Origin of the sequence: Bradyrhizobium sp. BLXBL-01, assembly GCF_051853025.1 — a bacterium.
In the GTDB taxonomy this organism is placed as follows: Bacteria; Pseudomonadota; Alphaproteobacteria; order Rhizobiales; family Xanthobacteraceae; genus Bradyrhizobium.
In genome coordinates this window covers 7124149-7141511 of record NZ_CP182471.1, presented here as the reverse complement: position 1 = coordinate 7141511, position 17363 = coordinate 7124149, and the positions used below count along the sequence as shown (strand labels likewise).

At 58.7% G+C, this 17363-nt stretch carries 6 protein-coding genes; 1 reads left to right on the top strand and 5 read right to left on the bottom strand.

Annotated features, from left to right (window positions below; all coding sequences use genetic code 11):
• The first annotated feature begins 212 nt into the window (after positions 1 to 212).
• Positions 213 to 3650 (top strand): phage tail tape measure protein, encoded by a 3438-nt coding sequence (locus tag ACNJYA_RS32990; RefSeq protein ID WP_439401435.1) that lies wholly within the window; start codon positions 213 to 215, stop codon positions 3648 to 3650.
• 173 nt (positions 3651 to 3823) lie between these two features.
• Here ACNJYA_RS32990 and ACNJYA_RS32985 read toward each other — a convergent pair whose 3' ends face one another.
• The 5 genes from ACNJYA_RS32985 to pglX are packed head-to-tail and all read right to left on the bottom strand — an operon-like array spanning position 3824 to position 17340.
• Positions 3824 to 5896, bottom strand: coding sequence for a DEAD/DEAH box helicase (locus tag ACNJYA_RS32985; protein ID WP_439401434.1), 2073 nt, complete (start codon positions 5894 to 5896; stop codon positions 3824 to 3826).
• On the bottom strand, positions 5893 to 7212 hold the full coding sequence (gene brxD / locus ACNJYA_RS32980) for a BREX system ATP-binding protein BrxD (protein ID WP_439401433.1): 1320 nt from the start codon (positions 7210 to 7212) through the stop codon (positions 5893 to 5895). The genes ACNJYA_RS32985 and brxD overlap by 4 nt, the downstream gene beginning before the upstream one ends.
• Positions 7213 to 7214: 2 nt before the next feature.
• Positions 7215 to 9866 (bottom strand): BREX-2 system phosphatase PglZ, encoded by a 2652-nt coding sequence (gene pglZ, locus ACNJYA_RS32975; RefSeq protein WP_439401432.1) that lies wholly within the window; start codon positions 9864 to 9866, stop codon positions 7215 to 7217.
• Entirely contained in the window at positions 9833 to 13603 is a 3771-nt protein-coding gene (locus tag ACNJYA_RS32970; RefSeq protein ID WP_439401431.1) for a hypothetical protein, read from the bottom strand. Before ACNJYA_RS32970 ends, pglZ begins: the two co-directional genes overlap by 34 nt.
• Positions 13600 to 17340 (bottom strand): BREX-2 system adenine-specific DNA-methyltransferase PglX, encoded by a 3741-nt coding sequence (pglX, locus tag ACNJYA_RS32965; protein ID WP_439401430.1) that lies wholly within the window; start codon positions 17338 to 17340, stop codon positions 13600 to 13602. The genes ACNJYA_RS32970 and pglX overlap by 4 nt, the downstream gene beginning before the upstream one ends.
• Positions 17341 to 17363 lie beyond the last annotated feature (23 nt).

Below are 17363 nucleotides of genomic sequence, written 5' to 3'. Positions count from 1 at the left end.
GGATTTTTTTTATTCGGCATAGGGGCACCGTTGGCCAAGGTGCTCAGACTACGAACTCCCAAAAGGGCCTTTTTCTGACGAAAGACCCCGCGCTGATTCCCGCTGCGTGTGAGCGAGCACTCCTAAAAGACGACTTATCCACCCCGGCCTCTTAATGCCGGCACCCCAGCAATCACCGCGCTCTTAGCAGCGCTCTCACCAAGGAAACAAGAGTGTCCGATTCAATCAACGTCCGCGCCACACTGGTTGCGACCAACGAAATGTCTCCGGCGATCCGGCGGGTCATCGCAGATATCGAAAAGCTGAAGGCTGCCGCCAAGAGTTTCAGCGCATCCTTCTCCACCGCCGGCCGCGCCGGCATGGCATCGATGGACGGTTTCGACCGAACGATCAAAGCCGTCGCAGCACAGATGCGAGGCCTCAGCAACGTCAGCAAGTCCAGTGCCCGAAGCTACGCGGATGATTGGGATCGGGCAACCAGCAAGCGCCTGAATGACGCACGACGCATGTACCAGAGCCTTGAGCGGCTGGAGGCGGGATATCAGCGCCATCTTGAACGCCGCATGGCCGCAGAACGCGGTGCATCACTCGCCAGTGCGTCATCGTCTAGAGGTGTTGCCCGATTGCCTGCGCCAAGCATCCGCAGCATGGCCATCGGTGCCGGCATTGCAGGTGCTGGCGTTGGCAGCGCCCTCAAAAAGCGGATGGAAGTTCAAGCAGCTGAAGTCCGGGCGCAGATGTTCGGCGATCTCACGGCGGCGGACGTCGCGTCGCTGCGCAAGGGCTTCGCAGACAAGGCCGGCATCAATTTCGGCGTCGGAACTACCAAAGTTATCGACGTTGCGGTCGAAGGGCTCAAGGCCGGTATCGCCAAGGACGTTGCCGGTGAATTTGCTGACCTTGCGCTGAAGGCGCAGGCCGGTCTCGACGTTGATACCCAAGGCGTTGGCAAGTTGCTTGGCCGCCTCGCAACTCAAATGCCATGGTCGAAAGACCGCTTCAGCAAGATCTTGAACGCGGTTGCCGTTTCGAACAACGCCACTGCGGCGGACGGAAACGAGATCATCGAAGCAATGCGGCGCAGTCTGTCGGCGCTCGCGACCACGAAGATGACGCCGGAGCAACTTGCAGCACTCGACGCTACCGGCATCAGCCTGGGCGTCCAGCCCTTCAAGATGGGCACGTTCGTTTCGTTCCTGACCTCTCAGATTGCGGGCGCAAGTTCCGCGCGTGGTCAGCAAGCGAACGACCTTTCATCTGCTGCCAATGCACTCGGATTTGGTGGTCGGCGCGCCATGTCGGAAGCCATGCGAGACCGGCCGATGGAAGCGATTTCCAAAATTCTCGACAACCTCGCGAAGATGCCGGAGGTGCTGAGAACCAAGGTAGCTAAGCAAATCGGCGGCCGCGAGTGGATGGACGAATTGCTGGCTCTCGTTCTCGGCCGCGACAAGCTGAAGGACGTTCTGAAGGACATCGAAGGCAAGCCCGGCTTTTTGGACAAGACCGCTCTACAAAAAATCCGATCGATGCAAGGCAGGTGGGCGTCCATCGCCGCTGCGTTCGGCCTCGTCTGGGAAAAGGTCGGCGCCGGTTTCGAAAAATGGTTTGACCAGATTTCTGATGCCTTCATTAGCCTAGCCGACTCCTTCAACTTCGACTCGATCAAGCAGCACGTTGATGCGCTGGTCGACGGACTACGCGAGGGCTTCGGGTTGAAGGATTGGGGCGAGGCGATCATCTCGCTTGCCAGGAATTTCAGCGCCAGCACCATCGCGAAGTGGCGGGAGTTCGGCAAGGGCTTCGCGGAGGGCATTCGCGAATTTGCCAGCGGGCTCAAGACCGCCTTCTCAGCGCTGGGATACCTCGCTGGGAAAAATCCGGCAGACGCGAAAGAGATGGGCAACCTGGTTGCGAAGCTGACCGGCCTTACCGTCGCTCTGGCCGTCCTGTCGCCGCTTCTGTCCGTTCTTTCGGCGATCACGCTTGGTCTTAGCGGACTCGGCGCTGCGCTCGGCCTAATCGGCGGCAGCGCAGTTGCGATGCGGGTCCTCGCCTTCCTCGCAAGGTTCACCAATCCTGCGGTGGCAGCAGCAGCGATGGGTGACGGCCGCCGCGATAACCACGTTGAGGATTTCAAGGGGCTGCAAGATGCCTACAGGGAGGAGCGCGAGAAGAACAAGGCGCTTGGTCTTGATCGCGAAACGAGGCAGAAGCTCAGGCGCTTGCAAAACTACAAGCCCTCCAGTGATCCGATGTTCCAGCCGTCCGGATACACCACGGGTCAAGACCTTGCCGACAACCTGAAAAAGTTCACGGGAAAGGTCGAGCGCGCGGCCTTCATCAACCGGGGTAACGACGTAACCAGGGCCGTCTACACAGGTGGAAGCGACGGCCTGATGAGCGCGGGTGGCGTTGGCGGTGGAGCGCGTAGCTTCATGGGTGGCGTCCGCGCCCTGCTCACGAACAAGCCGGGCACTGCGCTGCCCGGTTCAGTCCTTGGCAGCGGCGGTTTCATCAAGAGGTCCAGCATTCCGAATTTCAGCGGCACTGGCGGCAGCATGGCCGACGGCCTCAGCCGCTCGGCTTTCGAACGCAAGTTCGCTGGCACTCCGTTAGCGGGGAAGTACGATCAGATCGTCGCCGCAGCCAAGGCGAACAACATCTCGCCTTCGTTGCTTGCCGGGATCATCGCGCATGAGACCGGAAACGGTGTCGTGCTGTCCGGTAATAACCCGGGTGGCATCATGGACCCGGCAACGGGCTTCGCTAAGAAGATGAAATTTGCTGGTCTGGACGACGGCATCAGCAAGACCGCGCAAATGGTGGCGAAGAACTACCGGCGGGCTGGTGGTGACATCGACAAGATGGGCGGCTTCTATGCACCGAGGGGCGCAGCCAATGACCCGAACGGACTGAACGGCGGATGGCCGGCTGGTATTCGAAAGAACATGGATCAGTTGTCGGGCTCGTCGACTGGCTCGGCCGGGAGCGGAGACGCGGTCGGCTGGGCTCAGAAATTCCGCGGCATGAACGAGTACTCGGACTATCGAATCTTGGCATCTACACTTGGTGGCGACGTTCGCGGCAAGTCTAACGCTTGGTGCGCTCGCTTCGTGAACAAGGCGCTGGCGGAAGCCGGTGGCAAAGGTACCGGCAGCGCGGTGGCGAACAGCTTTCAGCGCTACGGATCGGCTGTGAAGCCGTCCGAGGTGATGCGCAACGACGTCCTGCTCCAAACCAATGGTCGCGGCTACAATCAGCCTGGTGGCCACGTTGGCCTCGCTACTGGAGAGACCCGCATAGTCAACGGTCGGTTGCAGCTCAAGATGATCGCCGGCAACGATAACGACTCGGTGCGCGAGCACTGGATCGATGCGGACAAGAACCTGATGGTTCGCCGTGGCGACGCGCCTTCGCAGCGCATCACCGATCACGTGCCAGCCTCAAGCGTGATCCAGAACGTTCCGACACCACAATCGATCCGGGGTGATGCAAGCCTTGGTTTGCAGCGCGGCGGTAGCGGTGCCGTGGCCATCCACATCAACGGCAATAGCCATGATCCGGAAGCGCTGGCAACCCTGGTTCAGCGTCGTATCGATGAGTCGATGAACTGGCGGACCCACGACACAGAGTCTGAGTACACCTGAGCTGGACCACGGGCGAGGCCGTTTGCTTGATTACAAGCGGCTTCGCTTGACTACAAATGGCTTCGCTTGATTACAAATGGTAAAGCAAAATGTGTCTCGTTTGCTTTGCAAAAGCAGGTAAGCCAATTTTGTCGGCTTTAGCGGGTTTTCTTCGGCCCCTTCGGCGCCCGGCTTTATCCTCCTTCAATCACCGCCACCGTTTGGCGCGCAAGCGTAGCCTTAATGCCCTTCTTATCTACAAGTCGTGCTCCGATCGTCGAGCTTGAGATTTTCTCGGGGAGGCAGGAAGTGAACTTCAGTTCCCTAGTAAGGGCTGATGAAATTGACGGATTTATGCGCAATGCCCTTAAGCTGAAAAATGCATCCGTTGCTGCTGTAGCAGTTCGCGCCCTAACCGAAATACAAAAATCATCTGAGCGCGTTGGACCTGACAATGCGTCTGCTAGGGCGGCGTTCGCGAGCCCGCCACCGAAAGTCCAGATCCGGAAACTCTCCTGCCCGTTGTATACGATGGGAATTGTGGCGCCATCGACAAAAGAAAGCTGCTCCCGGATTTGGCCTAGCTTGGATGCCGCCCTGCGCGAAAGTTCACATCCTGTTTCGACCCCTGAGACAACTGCTTCCGCAGAGCGGCAAAGATCATAGGACGCCGGCCTTCCACCGCCCAGCCAACGCGCGCGCCCGTCTCCCGGAGCGGCTACAACTGATACTCTGCGTCGTGGCCAATCAACGTCTGTTACTTGCCAACTACGTCCAGCTAGTAGAATGACAGCAGGTTCACCATTGCGGGGCGACGCAAGTGCGAGCGGGTGGACAGAGCCGAGCTCGGCGCGTCCGAACATTACTGAAAGAAGCATTGGACTACTGAAGCTGACGACCAGATCTCCGAAATGTCGCCGTCCAAATTCGCGTTCAGCCCGCGCACCCAGTCCAAGAACGCCGCCGTCTGAATGCAGCATCTCGGTGGCAATCATATGATGGATAATTTCTGCTAGATCATTCTCCGGAATGGTTTCGAACGTTGTCCCAAGCCAACTGTGCAAATCCCCAATGGCTATTCCGTTCTCTTGCAGGGCCAAAGCCATGACTTGCTGTGCGTACAGGTGCGCAGGAAGGGCGGGGGATTCCACGTGTTCGACGAACCCGGTTTGCCAGAGGCGAGCAATACCCAGATTGAGGAGAAATTCAGAATCATTCGTCGAGAGAAAAAGAAAGTTACGAACAGTACCCGTCCTGCGACCGCTCCGTCCCATCCGCTGAAGAAAGCTGCTTACAGACGGTGGAGTGCCAACCTGAATTACTCGGTCAAGATCACCAACGTCGATTCCGAGCTCCATTGTCGATGTGGCGACAATCGCGCAATCTGGCTCGGACGCGAAAGCCGCCTCTGCTTGCCGGCGCTCATCGGCGGAGAGGGATCCGTGGGAGACAAACGTCCGTACGCCGGACAGACGTAATCCAGAAGCGATTTCTTCAACTCGGGCGCGGCTGTCAGAAAATATAAGCCTGCGCTCTCCCCTATGAACGCGAGAGAGGATCGTGACTGCGTTCTGAACCGAGCCGACGTGATCGGCTAAGACATCCCCGGTTGGTAGTCCTGCGCTTGAGCCGACAATTTTTCCGCCCCTATCCCGAGTCAGCCACTTCAACAAATCGGTCGGATTTCCCACCGTTGCCGAAAGTCCAATTCGCTGAAGACGGCGCCCGGCGAGTCGTTCAAGACGTGCGAGAATTGCAAGGAGATGCCACCCCCGATCGTCGCCCGCAAATGCATGCAATTCGTCTACCACTACGGCATGTAGACCGCTGAGCAGGGACTGGTGATCTATGCGGGCAGAGACCAAAATTGCCTCAACGGATTCTGGCGTGGTCAGAAGAACGTCGGGCGCGGCACTCAGCATTCGCTTGCGCGCGGCACCGCCAACATCACCGTGCCACAGCCCGACTTTTCGTCCGACGAAACCAGCGTAGCGATTCAGGCGAGGCTCGAGGTTGTTGAGAAGCGCCTTGAGCGGGCACAAATAGAGGACCGAAAGACCGGTCCAACGGTTGCTTGCCGCACGCGAGAGCAACGGCAAGAATGCCGCTTCAGTTTTTCCGCCGGCAGTCGGCGCCAGGAGGAGGACATCTTCCCCGGCATGAATAGGCCCGATTGCGTCCCTTTGAGTTGGGCGCAGGTCGCTCCATCCCATCGAATTTACAATGTGGTATCGAAGCGCCGGATGAAGTTGTTCGAAATAACTCACGTATCAAGCTCAACATCGTCAACCGAAGCGGCACCCGCACTCGCACGTTCCGCCACGGTCATTTCCTGTTCATCGATGGTTGGCGCGTAGTGTCGTCGCGGGTCGAAGTCTGCGAATTGGTCCACTCTGTCCAGGACATCAGCGACGAGTTTTTTTAAGAAAATTCGAGGCGCGACGCCCGCCCGGCCGCCAAGATGGCCGGCAACTGAGCGAGCAAGATCTTCAAGATAAGCGTTGTCGACGACGTTGCGAATGCGGTTGCCATCGATTGCTTGTGCCGCAAACAGGTCCCGGACGCGAGCACCTACACTTACCAGGGAGTCGAGGTTGAATCCTGGAAGCCTTATTTGAACGGCTCGAGGATTGTCAAAGCGAGCGTCGGTGGCGAAGTCCGTGTGCATGCGCTGAGCCAGGGGAGGGAGACGCTGAACGCCCTGCGGCCCATCAAAGAAGGCAGAAGTTCCGGTTACAAGGAGGAACAGTCCCGGATACCGACCGGAGTCCATTTCGTCCAAGAGCTGCCGAAGAGCGTTAAGCCCCTTTTCACGAGTATCGGCACGCATCCGCTGCAATGTCTCAACCTCGTCTAGGACGAGTACCAGTCCTGGCCTCCCAGAATCTCGCAAGATGGTGAGTAGCCCAGCGAGAAAATGCATGGCCCCAAATGGATCGAGATCGCCCTTCACGCCAGCGGCGCGTTTTACCGCTGCAGCCACGTTCGGCTGTCCAGCTAACCAAGCGATCAAACCTTCAGCGAGCGCTGTGTCATCGGCCACAAGTGCACGCCGAAAGGCCCGCAAGACGGCGGAGAAAGCCGGCGCCGTGCGAGAGATTATCGAGAGCCTCTGTTCAACGAGAGCGTCTGTCGCGGCAAGCAAGCCCTGTGTGTCAGCTGGATCGACCTTCCCCGACGCAAGTACGTCCTCCTCAAGTGTATAGAACCACGCATCAACGATCGACCGCAGTGCCCCATCTGGTGTGTCGGCAGTCGCGAGCCGTTCGGCGAGGCGACGATAGACAGTCTCCCAGCGATGCAGCGGAGTTTCCGTTTCCGAGACTTGAACTTCGCTTGTTGCAAATCCAAGCGAAGTGCGGGCTCGTTCTTGAAGCCAACGCGCAAAGAAGGTTTTTCCGCTGCCGTATTCGCCTCTGACCGCCTTGAAGCCGCCTCTACCCAAGGCAACAGCCGCGAGTTCGGCGTCGATTGCGATTTCGAACTTTTCCATTCCCACCGCAAAAGCGGCGAGCCCTTCGCGCGGTACTGTGCCTCGGCGAAGCGCATCAAGAATTTCTGCACGTCGTTGTGGGCCAGCCATCGTCAACCGCCAATTTCAAACTGCATCCGAAGCAGCCGAACATCAAGAACGACCTCATCAGCCGTCGTATCGATCGTCAAAACCTGTGCCTGGTCAACGTTAAGCACCCGCTTCGCAGCGTTGACAAGGCCTGCAGTCCGGAAGGCCGGTTGCTGCAGTGCCTGCGCAAGCGCGGTGCGTGAGAGCCGCCCGCCACGCGCTGCTAGTGCCGCGATCAGCGCTCTCACGACAGGATCGTCCGGCGCACCGCGTCCAGCAAGTCCCCGCTGCGCGATGTAAGTCGCCGATGCGAAAAGATGGTCTATCCAGGCATCCGCTGCAGGGGGAACGTCGAAGAGGCTGGGCTGCCCCGCCGTGCGTCGACGGCTCGCCGGGACTGGTGAGAAACTGATTGGTGCCGGTGGTGCTACGCTCTCGCTCCACCAAGTGGGCTCTGCGGGGGGGGCTTCAAACCAGCCCAGTGGAGCCGTCCCGCTGGTTAAGACTGCGAGCGGAACTAAAACCTCCTGTGGACTTGCGCCGCCGTGATAGCCACTACGTTTTGCGGCATAGCGGACCCTTTCACTCCACGCCAGGACCGCTGCTTGCATTCCATCAGGAGCAAACACGCGACCGCCCTGCACTTCGATCTCGCCGTGCCGTGCACGACCGCCGGATCGCCAGCGGTCGCCAGACCCTCCTTGGACTAATGTCGTTCCGGCATCGAGTACGTGCCCGTGGTCGCCGGTCAAAATGATGACGCGACCAGACTCGCGTGCGGCTCTCAATAAAGGTGCCAATTGACGTAGGACGTCCGTAGTCCAAAGAACTTCGATCTGGTCTGAACCTGAAAGTTGCGCATCGACGGCATTGTGGACGATGCCAACAACTTTTTGCCCCGCATCTGCCAAGGCCATACGAACTCTTTCGCTTAACTCCGGTCCGGCTCCAAGATCGGCCTTGTGGAACAGGAGCGGCGGCTTCCCTGCCTTTGAAGCCTGGCGCAGTCGTTGATGTTCAGCGAATGCAGTGCGTTCCAGCGTAGCATTCCCACGGACAAGGCGGCCCGAGAGGAGGCTTGTCCGGGAAATTTCCGTAACGGTTGGGAGAGCCGCCACAACGGGAGGCGGTGAATTTCGACCAACTGGTGACAACTCGGTCCAGCCTTGATGTCCGATGTCGGCAACCAGGGGGCGCGCAACCGCGAAGCTTAGACCGTCGAGGACTAGCAGTAGAACTGGCGTAAATGCCGCAATGGGTCCGACAATGCCATCGAGCACTCGTTCAATTGGTAACGATTCTTCTCCGCCGGCACCGCCTGCATTCCAATCGCGGAGCAATTCCGCGAAGACTTTGTTCTCTTCTTCACGACGAACTCCCACGAGATCGCGCAACCGCGAATAGGCCGCAGCAACCGCTGGAACACCATCGCCCGCCCTGAGCAAGGCGCGAGCCCAATCCACGAAGCTCCCCTCATCAGCGTAAGTTTTGGCAGCACTGCCGAAACCCCGGATGGACGCCCGTCTGCCACAAAGCCAGCGACAAAGCCTGGCGGACATTTGAAGACGGTCAAGCCTCGCGCGATGGTCTCCCGCTCGCTCGTGTTCTAGCGCCAAGCGGACCAACCGAGCGACGTGAGCGAGATCCTGGGTGCTGCCCGACTCCGCCACCCGGGCTATCTCCTCCGCAGCCTTAACTAGCCGTGCCTCAAACCCGGCGGTGAGGGCGCGACTTAGGCCGGCGTATTCTGTGGCACCAACCGTATTCAGCAGAGCGGTCGCCCGGGCCTGGTGACTTTGTGCTGGAGAACTATCGAGTCGCGCGACAACGCGAGCTGCAGCTTCGGCGAGCATGATCCCGGCTTCCGGGGCAACCCTGGTCCCGCCGAAAGCAGACTCCAGCCGCACTGCCGCGTCGCGCAAACTGTCGCTCGAACCATCCGGCGCGAAGATTACGCCACAGACCAGACCAATCGCGACCAAGTCGACCCCATGGCCGGCAGACACCGCTCTAGCCACTAATGCAGCGGCGCTTCCGTTTTCGTTTGCGATCTTCTCCAGGATCTTCTCTTGGGCGGCCCGGGGCAGCGATGTGAATCGCTCTAAATTGCCGTCGCCAGCAGTCCAAGCGAGCAGCGCATCAACATCTGATCGCGCGTCTGGTAGGCCGACTGCATGCTCGAGACAGAAGCGCCATGCCGTGTCGAGATCAAGTACCCCGCCGGGAACGGGCGGATAGCCAAGCGCTGGCGGACGCTCAAGCAATAAATCGGAAAGCCAATCCTGTCCGCGTAGGCGAGGATCAAGGTCACGAGCAGAGAAGGCCGCACGAAGTGCGTCCCACCGGCTGGCCGCCATGAGCCGGCCGCGGGGAAAGCGGGCCACAACGTCAGCACCAAGCAGGCTTTCTTCCAGTTGAGTGATCAGCACGAGTCTGGCATCCGGAGCATCCTCCATCCCCACAAGCGCTTCACGGATCTCCAGTACACTCTGGCACCAAATGATCCTAAACTGCTTCCCGCTGTGCTCAATGAACTCCGGCCAGGGCCGGCGTATTGGCGACCGCACACCAATAACGCGAGCATCAGGCTCGCGGTCGAGAAAGGCCTCAAGCTGCCGACGAGAGGGTGCAAGAAGTGGGCTCACTCTTTTCCATCGCTCCGCGTGAGCAGCCATGAAATGGTCAGCCGAGCACTTGGCTCGGCGTCGAGTCTTGATTTTAGGCGGTCGAGTTCGATCTTTGCACTATCAAGTGGAAGCTCCTCCCAGGCTCTCTGCTCCAAAACTTCACCGGACGCTTGGCCAGGCGCTACACCACCAGTCGGATCGACATTACCGCCGCCGGCGGTGGTGGATTGGCCACCAGAGCCAGCCCCGGCTCGACCGCCCGTCGGGGGCGCAGCTGCCAGCAGACGGAAAGCATTCCGCTGCGCTTCGCGCAGCCTCGCGTCAAGGGAAATGACATGCTCATCAGCCTCCAGCGCTTCGGTGACAGACCGGGTAATCTGCTCGGCTGCTGCGCGTCGATGGTCGGATAGCGCAGTGGCAGCGGCTAAAACCTCCCACTCGAAGGAAGTCAGGAATGCCCCAAGGCTGGCGGCTGTCGATAACGAGCGCCCCACGGCCGCTTCGCTGGTCCGGAGGTCCGACGTTGCCAGCGCCTGCACCACCGCGAGTGGCGTAACATCGGCAGTCAGATCTGACACGAGAACCGAGGCCGATAGAATCGTAATCATGCGAGGCGCATTCTCTGGGGTTACACCCGCAGCCGCCATCCTCGCTCGGAGCGTGGTTGCGAGTGTCGCTAGTGGTGCGCGCGCTGCCTGCGCCTTTTCTCGAAGCTCGCTCGCCAATCTTGCGACGGTCGCTCCCTTGCGGACTTCCGATGGCACAAGGCCAAAGACTTCCGCCGCGCGCTCTCGCGCCTTCGTCCAGGTTGTCTCGTCGGGCAACGGCTGCTCGAGCAACTCCGCGTCGTCGTCCAACCGCTCTATTGTTCCGCGCACCGGCGCCCCACGTAACGAGATCGTCCGATCGGCTTGAGTCGCGCAGGCAAGTATGATGAGGTTTTCGACTTCTCTGGGCAGCCCCATCGGCCGGGGTTGATCAATCAACGCCCGCAAACGTTTTACCGTCATGGCGCCGCCGCCCTGCTGGGCCGCGAGGCGTGCGAAGTGGTTGGCCCAATGATCATCGAGAATGAAATGGGTCAGGCCTTGGTTCATCGTACCCAGCTTCAACGGACCCGCGAAACCGCCGAGGATCTGGCGAACGGACCGGTCTTCGATAAAGCGACGTTGTTGCGTCTCTTCGGCGGCGGCCTCGATCTCCTTCAGCACCTTGTTGAGATGTGCTGTTTTGACCTCTTGCTCAAAGATCGGATGGGCGGGGAAGCGATGAGCGAATGTTGAGTCCAATAGCGCGCCGAGCGCCTCCTTGAGAGTCGCGCCAACGGGCGGCTGCGGCCGGAAGGTGCCGTCGAACGAGACAAGATGATCTTCTGCAGGAACCTGGACCGCCAACGCGCCATCGTTATCCTGCCGGATCCCGTAAGCAGCTTCCAGCACCATGCGCATGCGACCCTGAAGCTGACTCTGTTGATTCTGAAGCAACGACCGCGCCTGCTGCCTATCAATAGCGGAGAGATTAGGGGAGTTCTCCTCCAAGCGAGAGCCGACAAGCAAATAATCGATACGGAGCAGCGTGCCGAGATCCCTTAGTGTGCGGTCGCCGAGCGGAGCGGGCACCCACGCGATCGTGTCCGCCTCCTCGCCAAAACGCGCCAGCCTCGCGCGGTGGTCCGCCATCGTCCGGCCACTGGCGTCAAAGGGAAGACCAAGCAGCAGGGTCGGCGTTCCGGCCCGCCCACGCAGGCGCTCGTCCGAAAGCTCAGCTATGCTCTCTAGCCAGAGATCTACCTGCCTGCGCGTTCCGCGCCACAGATGCGGAACTTCGATGAAGCCCTGCGCGTGCAAAAGCTCGCCGCCGTTCGGCTGGCCAACACCAAGCGCTGCGAAAAGCAGATCGCGAACCTTGCGGCGACGGTTCCCGTCGTTGTCATAGTGCGCGGCGTTGGCAAGGATCGGTTCGACGTCCACTCCCGTGATCTGGAGCGAAATGACTGGGTTCACATCGTCAGTTAGTTTGATCTCGCCGACCTGGGCTGCCCAGGAGCGGAGCTTGCCAAGTACTGCGCCACCTTCCCGCCCAGGAATGGGGGAGACCACGCTGCCGTGATTGAGCGCAGCCAGCCGGGCAGCCGTCAGTGCGCGCAGCGCCTCGACCTCCGGAACGAGAGCAGCCAATAACAGAGTTTTCAGCAAGCGGGCGTCGTTGCGTAGATTCGCCGCAGCACGCAGGTCGGCGCGTCCCTCGGCCATGTCTTGCCAGGTGACGTTGTGGGTCCGCTCTAGGAGAGGCAACAGCTTTTGTGTCCACAACTTCCTGGCATTCTCGAACTGCAATCTCATGCCGTCGGAGAAAGGCTGGTCGCTGGTAGAGATCGCGTCCCACAAATCGCCAATTGGAATCAAGCTACCAAGCCGTAGTTCGTCCCTACGCTCGACCAACAGCGTCAGCATCAACTTCAGCGCCGTGCGTTCCCGTTGCAGCACCGACGATGCAGCGATCAGTGCTTGCACCAAAGCAGGGCTGAAAGGATAGACCTGCCGGAACATTGTCCGCTCACCGTCCGATCCTAGAAGCGTTTCCACGACTTCCTTGCGGCGGTTGAAGAATTCGTCGAAGGCACCATCGATCAGTAATTTGGCATGATCATCCTTCGGCTTGAGAAGCCGCCGTTGCGCGATAAGCGGAAGGTTCCGATCTTCAAGATTGATTCGATCAAAACGCGCCTCCCAGTATTTCAGTGTATCGGCGAATTGAAGCTGTAACGCGCCTGCCTGGTTTGCGCCGACAAGGTCGCGCAGGTCGCGCTGACGTGCGACAAACGAGATGATCGGGATAGGTCGATCGGCCCGCTGGGCTTCTACCAGCTTTGAGAGTTTTGCTCCCTCTGCCGAGACGAAATTTACGTCGGCGGCTCGGGTCGCCAACCACAAGATGAGTTCGTCGAGAAACAGTATGACTCCGTCGTAGCCAAGGCTACGCGCGTGTTGACTCATGATGGCAAGGCCGGTGTCGATATCGACGAATGCTTCGCTTCCGGACTTGCTTCGGTCGGTTGCCTTCGCCAGCGCAACGTCCGCATAACTCGTGAAAATTCGACCAACGAGATCGCCTACCAAAGTCTGACGTTGCTCACCGCTTGGCGGCTCAAGCACCGCCGCCTCAAACGACTCCGCATCCCAGGCCCCTTCGAGATCACCCCATTCGCTTTCTGTGTCCCGGCGGTGATTGAGTCGAGCGAAAAAGGCATCGTCACCATAATCCTCGCGCTGCGAACGAGCATCCTCAAACAAGCGTTCTCCGAGATAGAACCCCGGCACTCGCGCCTCGGGATGGATACGGCGCACATGCTCCGCGTAACCTCCCAGTACAGCGTTTTCGACACTCTCCGCACCGATCATATGGAAGGGTACCATCAGAAAGCGGCGTTGCTGGGTCCAGGTATTGTGACGATCCACCACCGCGGCCAGCTCGGGAGTTGCCCGCGCACGGGGATTGCCGGCAAGCAGCAAGTTCAGCACGGCCATGAAATGGCTTTTACCGGAGCCGAACGAACCATGAAGATAGCAGGCAGCACTCTTGCGTTCTTCGGTCGCGCGCTGGATGAAGCCCAACGCTTCGTCGAATGCACGGCGGAGCTGGTCGGTGACGACGTAGTTCGCCACTGTCTCCTCAGCGTGGGCATCGGATACGCCTTCGGAAAGTTTAAGGACGAAATCGCCCTGATGCACTCGCTCCGGGATAGAGATCAGATCGCGGAGGAGAGGGCTCTGGGTCTCGTTCATGCCGCGATCCTCCGGCTACGGCGTCGACGGGGCGTCACGGGAGGTGTCCAAGCGGCTACTGCGGCTTCGGTCATGCCCAGCGCCCTAGCTTCAGTTTGCACGAAATCAGCAAAATAGTCACCCATGCGTGCGCCGAGGTCCGAGTCGTAGTCATTGTGCCACTGCAAAAGCCAAGGCAGCAGCTCGATCACGCCAGCCAGCAGCGGCACAAGGCGCTCGGGGGGCCAGCCCTCGTTGTCCTTGCGATCTTGATAATAGGACGCGATCGCTAAGGCACGCCTGAGATGGTTGTGACCGGCCCAAGTGACGACGAGACTACCGTCCGCATCGCGTTGACAATGGGGGAACGAGACGAACCGCTCCTTCTGGATATCAAGACTGCCGCGCAATCGCCAAGAATCTGAAGATAGAAAATCCTTTGCGACATATTTCGGAGGTACCGGGATATCACCAACTTCATCGTGCTTCCGACGACGCTGCTCGTCCACAACGAGCTTATCGATCGTTTGCTCAACGGCTTCAACTGTTCCAGCTTTCATGCGGATGGCGTAAGGCTCAAGCTCTTCGTCACTGCGACGTGGGTTTACGGAGAGCCATTGCTCCTGCGCACGTCGTTCAGCCAGAGCGCGAAAATCGTCACGGCGCGCGAGGGTGTCGGCGTCGATCACGTCCTCCTGCCGCTGCTTCTCCCAAGTTGTCGTCCACTGTGCGCGCTTGCGCAGCCCTGTATCAGTGTAGCGGAGCGCCGAAAGAAACGGCACGCTTTCCTTGGCGACCAGCTCCGCTACAAGGGCTTCGATATCGACTTCAACACGCCGCGCATAGAGCGCTGCGACCGAGACAAATTCGTCGTCCCGGCGCATAAAATCAGCCAGTTCATTTGTTGAAATCAGACGAGCGTCACCGGTGGTCCAGGTAGTCGGTCCTTCGAGTCGGTCAAGGAGCCAGTTCCGCAGAGCATCTTGCTCCATATCATTCCAACTTTCCATGGACCAGCGACGCTTGAATTCTGGTCGTTCGATCATGCCGATCGCGGGATCGGTTTCGATCAAAGCTATCCGACGTTCTATCAGGGCCCGGTAGTCGTCGGGCCAATGCGGCGGAAGATCGGTGATAGGAGAAGAACCATGGCGGGTAAACCACGCGGTATCTAGCGTGCCCTCCACCACTTGACGGGCCATGACAATTTCGAATGCTCGTTCTCCGAGCCTTAATGCAGGAGGTGAGGGATGCTCCAACGGCCCATCGTGTAACCCATAGAGCCGGTAGCAACGCCAATCGAGCTCTTCTTGGATTGCAATCATTGCGTCGCGCGCAGTCCCTGCAATCAACCGAGCTGAATCCAGCAGATCGCGTGAAGGAACAGCTCGCTTACAAACCGCCGATGGAAGATTTGCCGAGAAACGTTGAGCTTCTCGGTCTATTCTCGAAGAAAGGTCTGCCGGCCAATTCCGTGCGAGCGGAAAGCGTTCAATTTTCGTCGCATTAAACACGAAAATGCGATCCCAGTATTCGATCTTTAATCCTCCGCCGATTCCGCCTCCTCCCTTGTTCATCATCACCTGCTTGAACCAAAAGCACGCTATTGAGGAGTTCAGTAGTCCGACTAGACCAAGATGATCTTGTTCGCTCGAACCGCTAGGCAGTTTGATTATTGGTGCAGTTCTATTGAAGACCTTGCCTCCTCGATCCAGAACAAAATGGTTATGCGTTGCAATTTCGCCAAACGTAATTGAAAGGCTAGAACGATTCCTTTCGATTGGAATTTGATGATATTCAGCAAACGAGCGTCCAATTTCTCCGTACGAACGATTGCCAAAATCACGTCGACCAAGAAGTAACGCCCTGAATTGCCAGAGCGCATTCTTTACGGCATCGTTTATAAATAGTTGGATGTCTTCATCGTAGGGAAATATAATTCTTCCAGCGGGCTGAAGTTGCCACTCTCGAACCTCTTCTCCAATTACAATCTCTCGCGTCGGCAGTTGGGCAACTGACACATCATGACGGCCCTCGACAATAAACGCGTCTTCTTCGCTGATAATGCAGCCAAAGCCTATTACTTTGATGCGCGCAGCGAGTAGCTCGCCTTGGCGCTCAATCACCGCTTGGACATCCCCAGCGCCACCGCCACCCAAGCTCCAGGGATGCCGCGCCAATATTTCGCGAGGCGTGTCTTCGACACTGATGTACTCACCAGACGAACCAACCACGTCGGTTTGAGACAGGATGGCCAGCCACACAGGCCCTTTCGAGGGCGTTGATGGAATTTCAGGTGCACCAGAGGTCACGCGCACTGTTCGCACAACTGAGGAAACCGGCTTGCGATTCCGCCCAAATAGGATGACGGTCGGGGTTGTGTGGCCCGGAATGTAAGCGCTTGAAGTATCGACTACATGTGTGAGGTCAATGCGCGGCAAGACCTCCTCAATTAGCTTCGATCCAAACTCTCGCTTAATAAATGTGTTCGCAACGATCAGCCCGACGAAACCTGCTCTGCCGTCTCCAACATCTGCCAACGCCAGGTCAAAGAACCTTTCGATAAATGGCGCTCCTAGTCCATACTTCCTGTGGCAGCTTTGATAGATCTCGCGATAAGCGTCTCGCATCGCGGGGTCTTTTGGCGTTATGTAAGGTGGGTTGCCGACCACGGCGTGGTATTGCCGTCCGAGAATGAAGTCGACTTCCGTGGTGTCTTCTGCCGTATAATGATGGTGCAGGACTCGGCGAAAGCCTTCATCAGTTCCACCCAGCTCGTGTCGAAAGAAGTGCTGTCCGTGCAGTAAGCTATCACCGGTCGCTAGATGCATGCGGAAATTTGGCGCTGCGGAAAGCCGTCGAATATCGGCGGCTCGAAGTGCAGCGAGAAGCAAGCGAAAACGGGCAATCTCGGTAGCAAAAGGATTGAGGTCCACGCCGGCGATAGCATCCAGGGCCCGTTGAGCTAGTTCTGCCTGTGGCAAGTCCGGCGCAAATCGGCGCCACTGCCGCAACAGCCGAACAAACCCACCGAGCAAGAAGTGACCAGAGCCACAAGTCGGGTCGATCATCGTCACCCGCTCATGCCCAAATTCACGAATCGCCGGCTCCAATGTTCGATCTAGGATCCATTCCTCCACGAACTCCGGCGTCTGCAACAGCGCGTAGCGTTTGCGTGCCTCCTCCGAAAGATCCTGATACAGATCGCCCAGGAAGCGCGTGTCCCATTCTGGATCGGTGAAGTCGTGCGTCAGCTCCCCCGATTCTGGCAGCACCTCGCGGAAGAAGCGGATTAGGGCCATCGCTCCGTCGCCGGAAAGCGGCAAGCGGAATAGTGGGTTGTGAACCGAGTCGTAGAGACCGGCGAGGCCGGGTAACTGCGCCGCCTCCGCGAAGATGACGAGCAGGTATTCGGTGTCAGAATCATGCGGGCGCACCCGGAAGTGGGCATCCTGCCGTTCCTTCGCTAACTCGAGTCGCTCGCCAGGACCCGAGATGAACGGACGATCAATCAGCAAATTGTCTTCCAGGAAGCGCAGGAATACACAGCCCAAAATCCAATGGACCACCGACTGGTCAAAGGCACCGTCGAGAAAAACCTCAAACGTGTCTCGTGTCCGGCCCTGATCGAAGGCTTCTCGCCACTCAGCATGCACCGCGTCTCGCTGCACACCAGCAGAGTGGATAGCGCGCAGATCCGCGTCGAGTGCCTTTCGAAGGCGTTTCAGATCCGCAAGAAGGTTGGCGGCGTTGATCATTGAAGGGTTTGTTCCGATTTTAA

Excerpts from the sequence above, each read along its gene's own strand:
- pglZ (WP_439401432.1), bottom strand. The coding sequence starts at position 9,866 with ATGGCTGCTCACGCGGAGCGATGGAAAAGAGTGAGCCCACTTCTTGCA.
- pglX (WP_439401430.1), bottom strand. The coding sequence starts at position 17,340 with ATGATCAACGCCGCCAACCTTCTTGCGGATCTGAAACGCCTTCGAAAG.
- brxD (WP_439401433.1), bottom strand. The coding sequence starts at position 7,212 with ATGGCTGGCCCACAACGACGTGCAGAAATTCTTGATGCGCTTCGCCGA.
- ACNJYA_RS32970 (WP_439401431.1), bottom strand. The coding sequence starts at position 13,603 with ATGAACGAGACCCAGAGCCCTCTCCTCCGCGATCTGATCTCTATCCCG.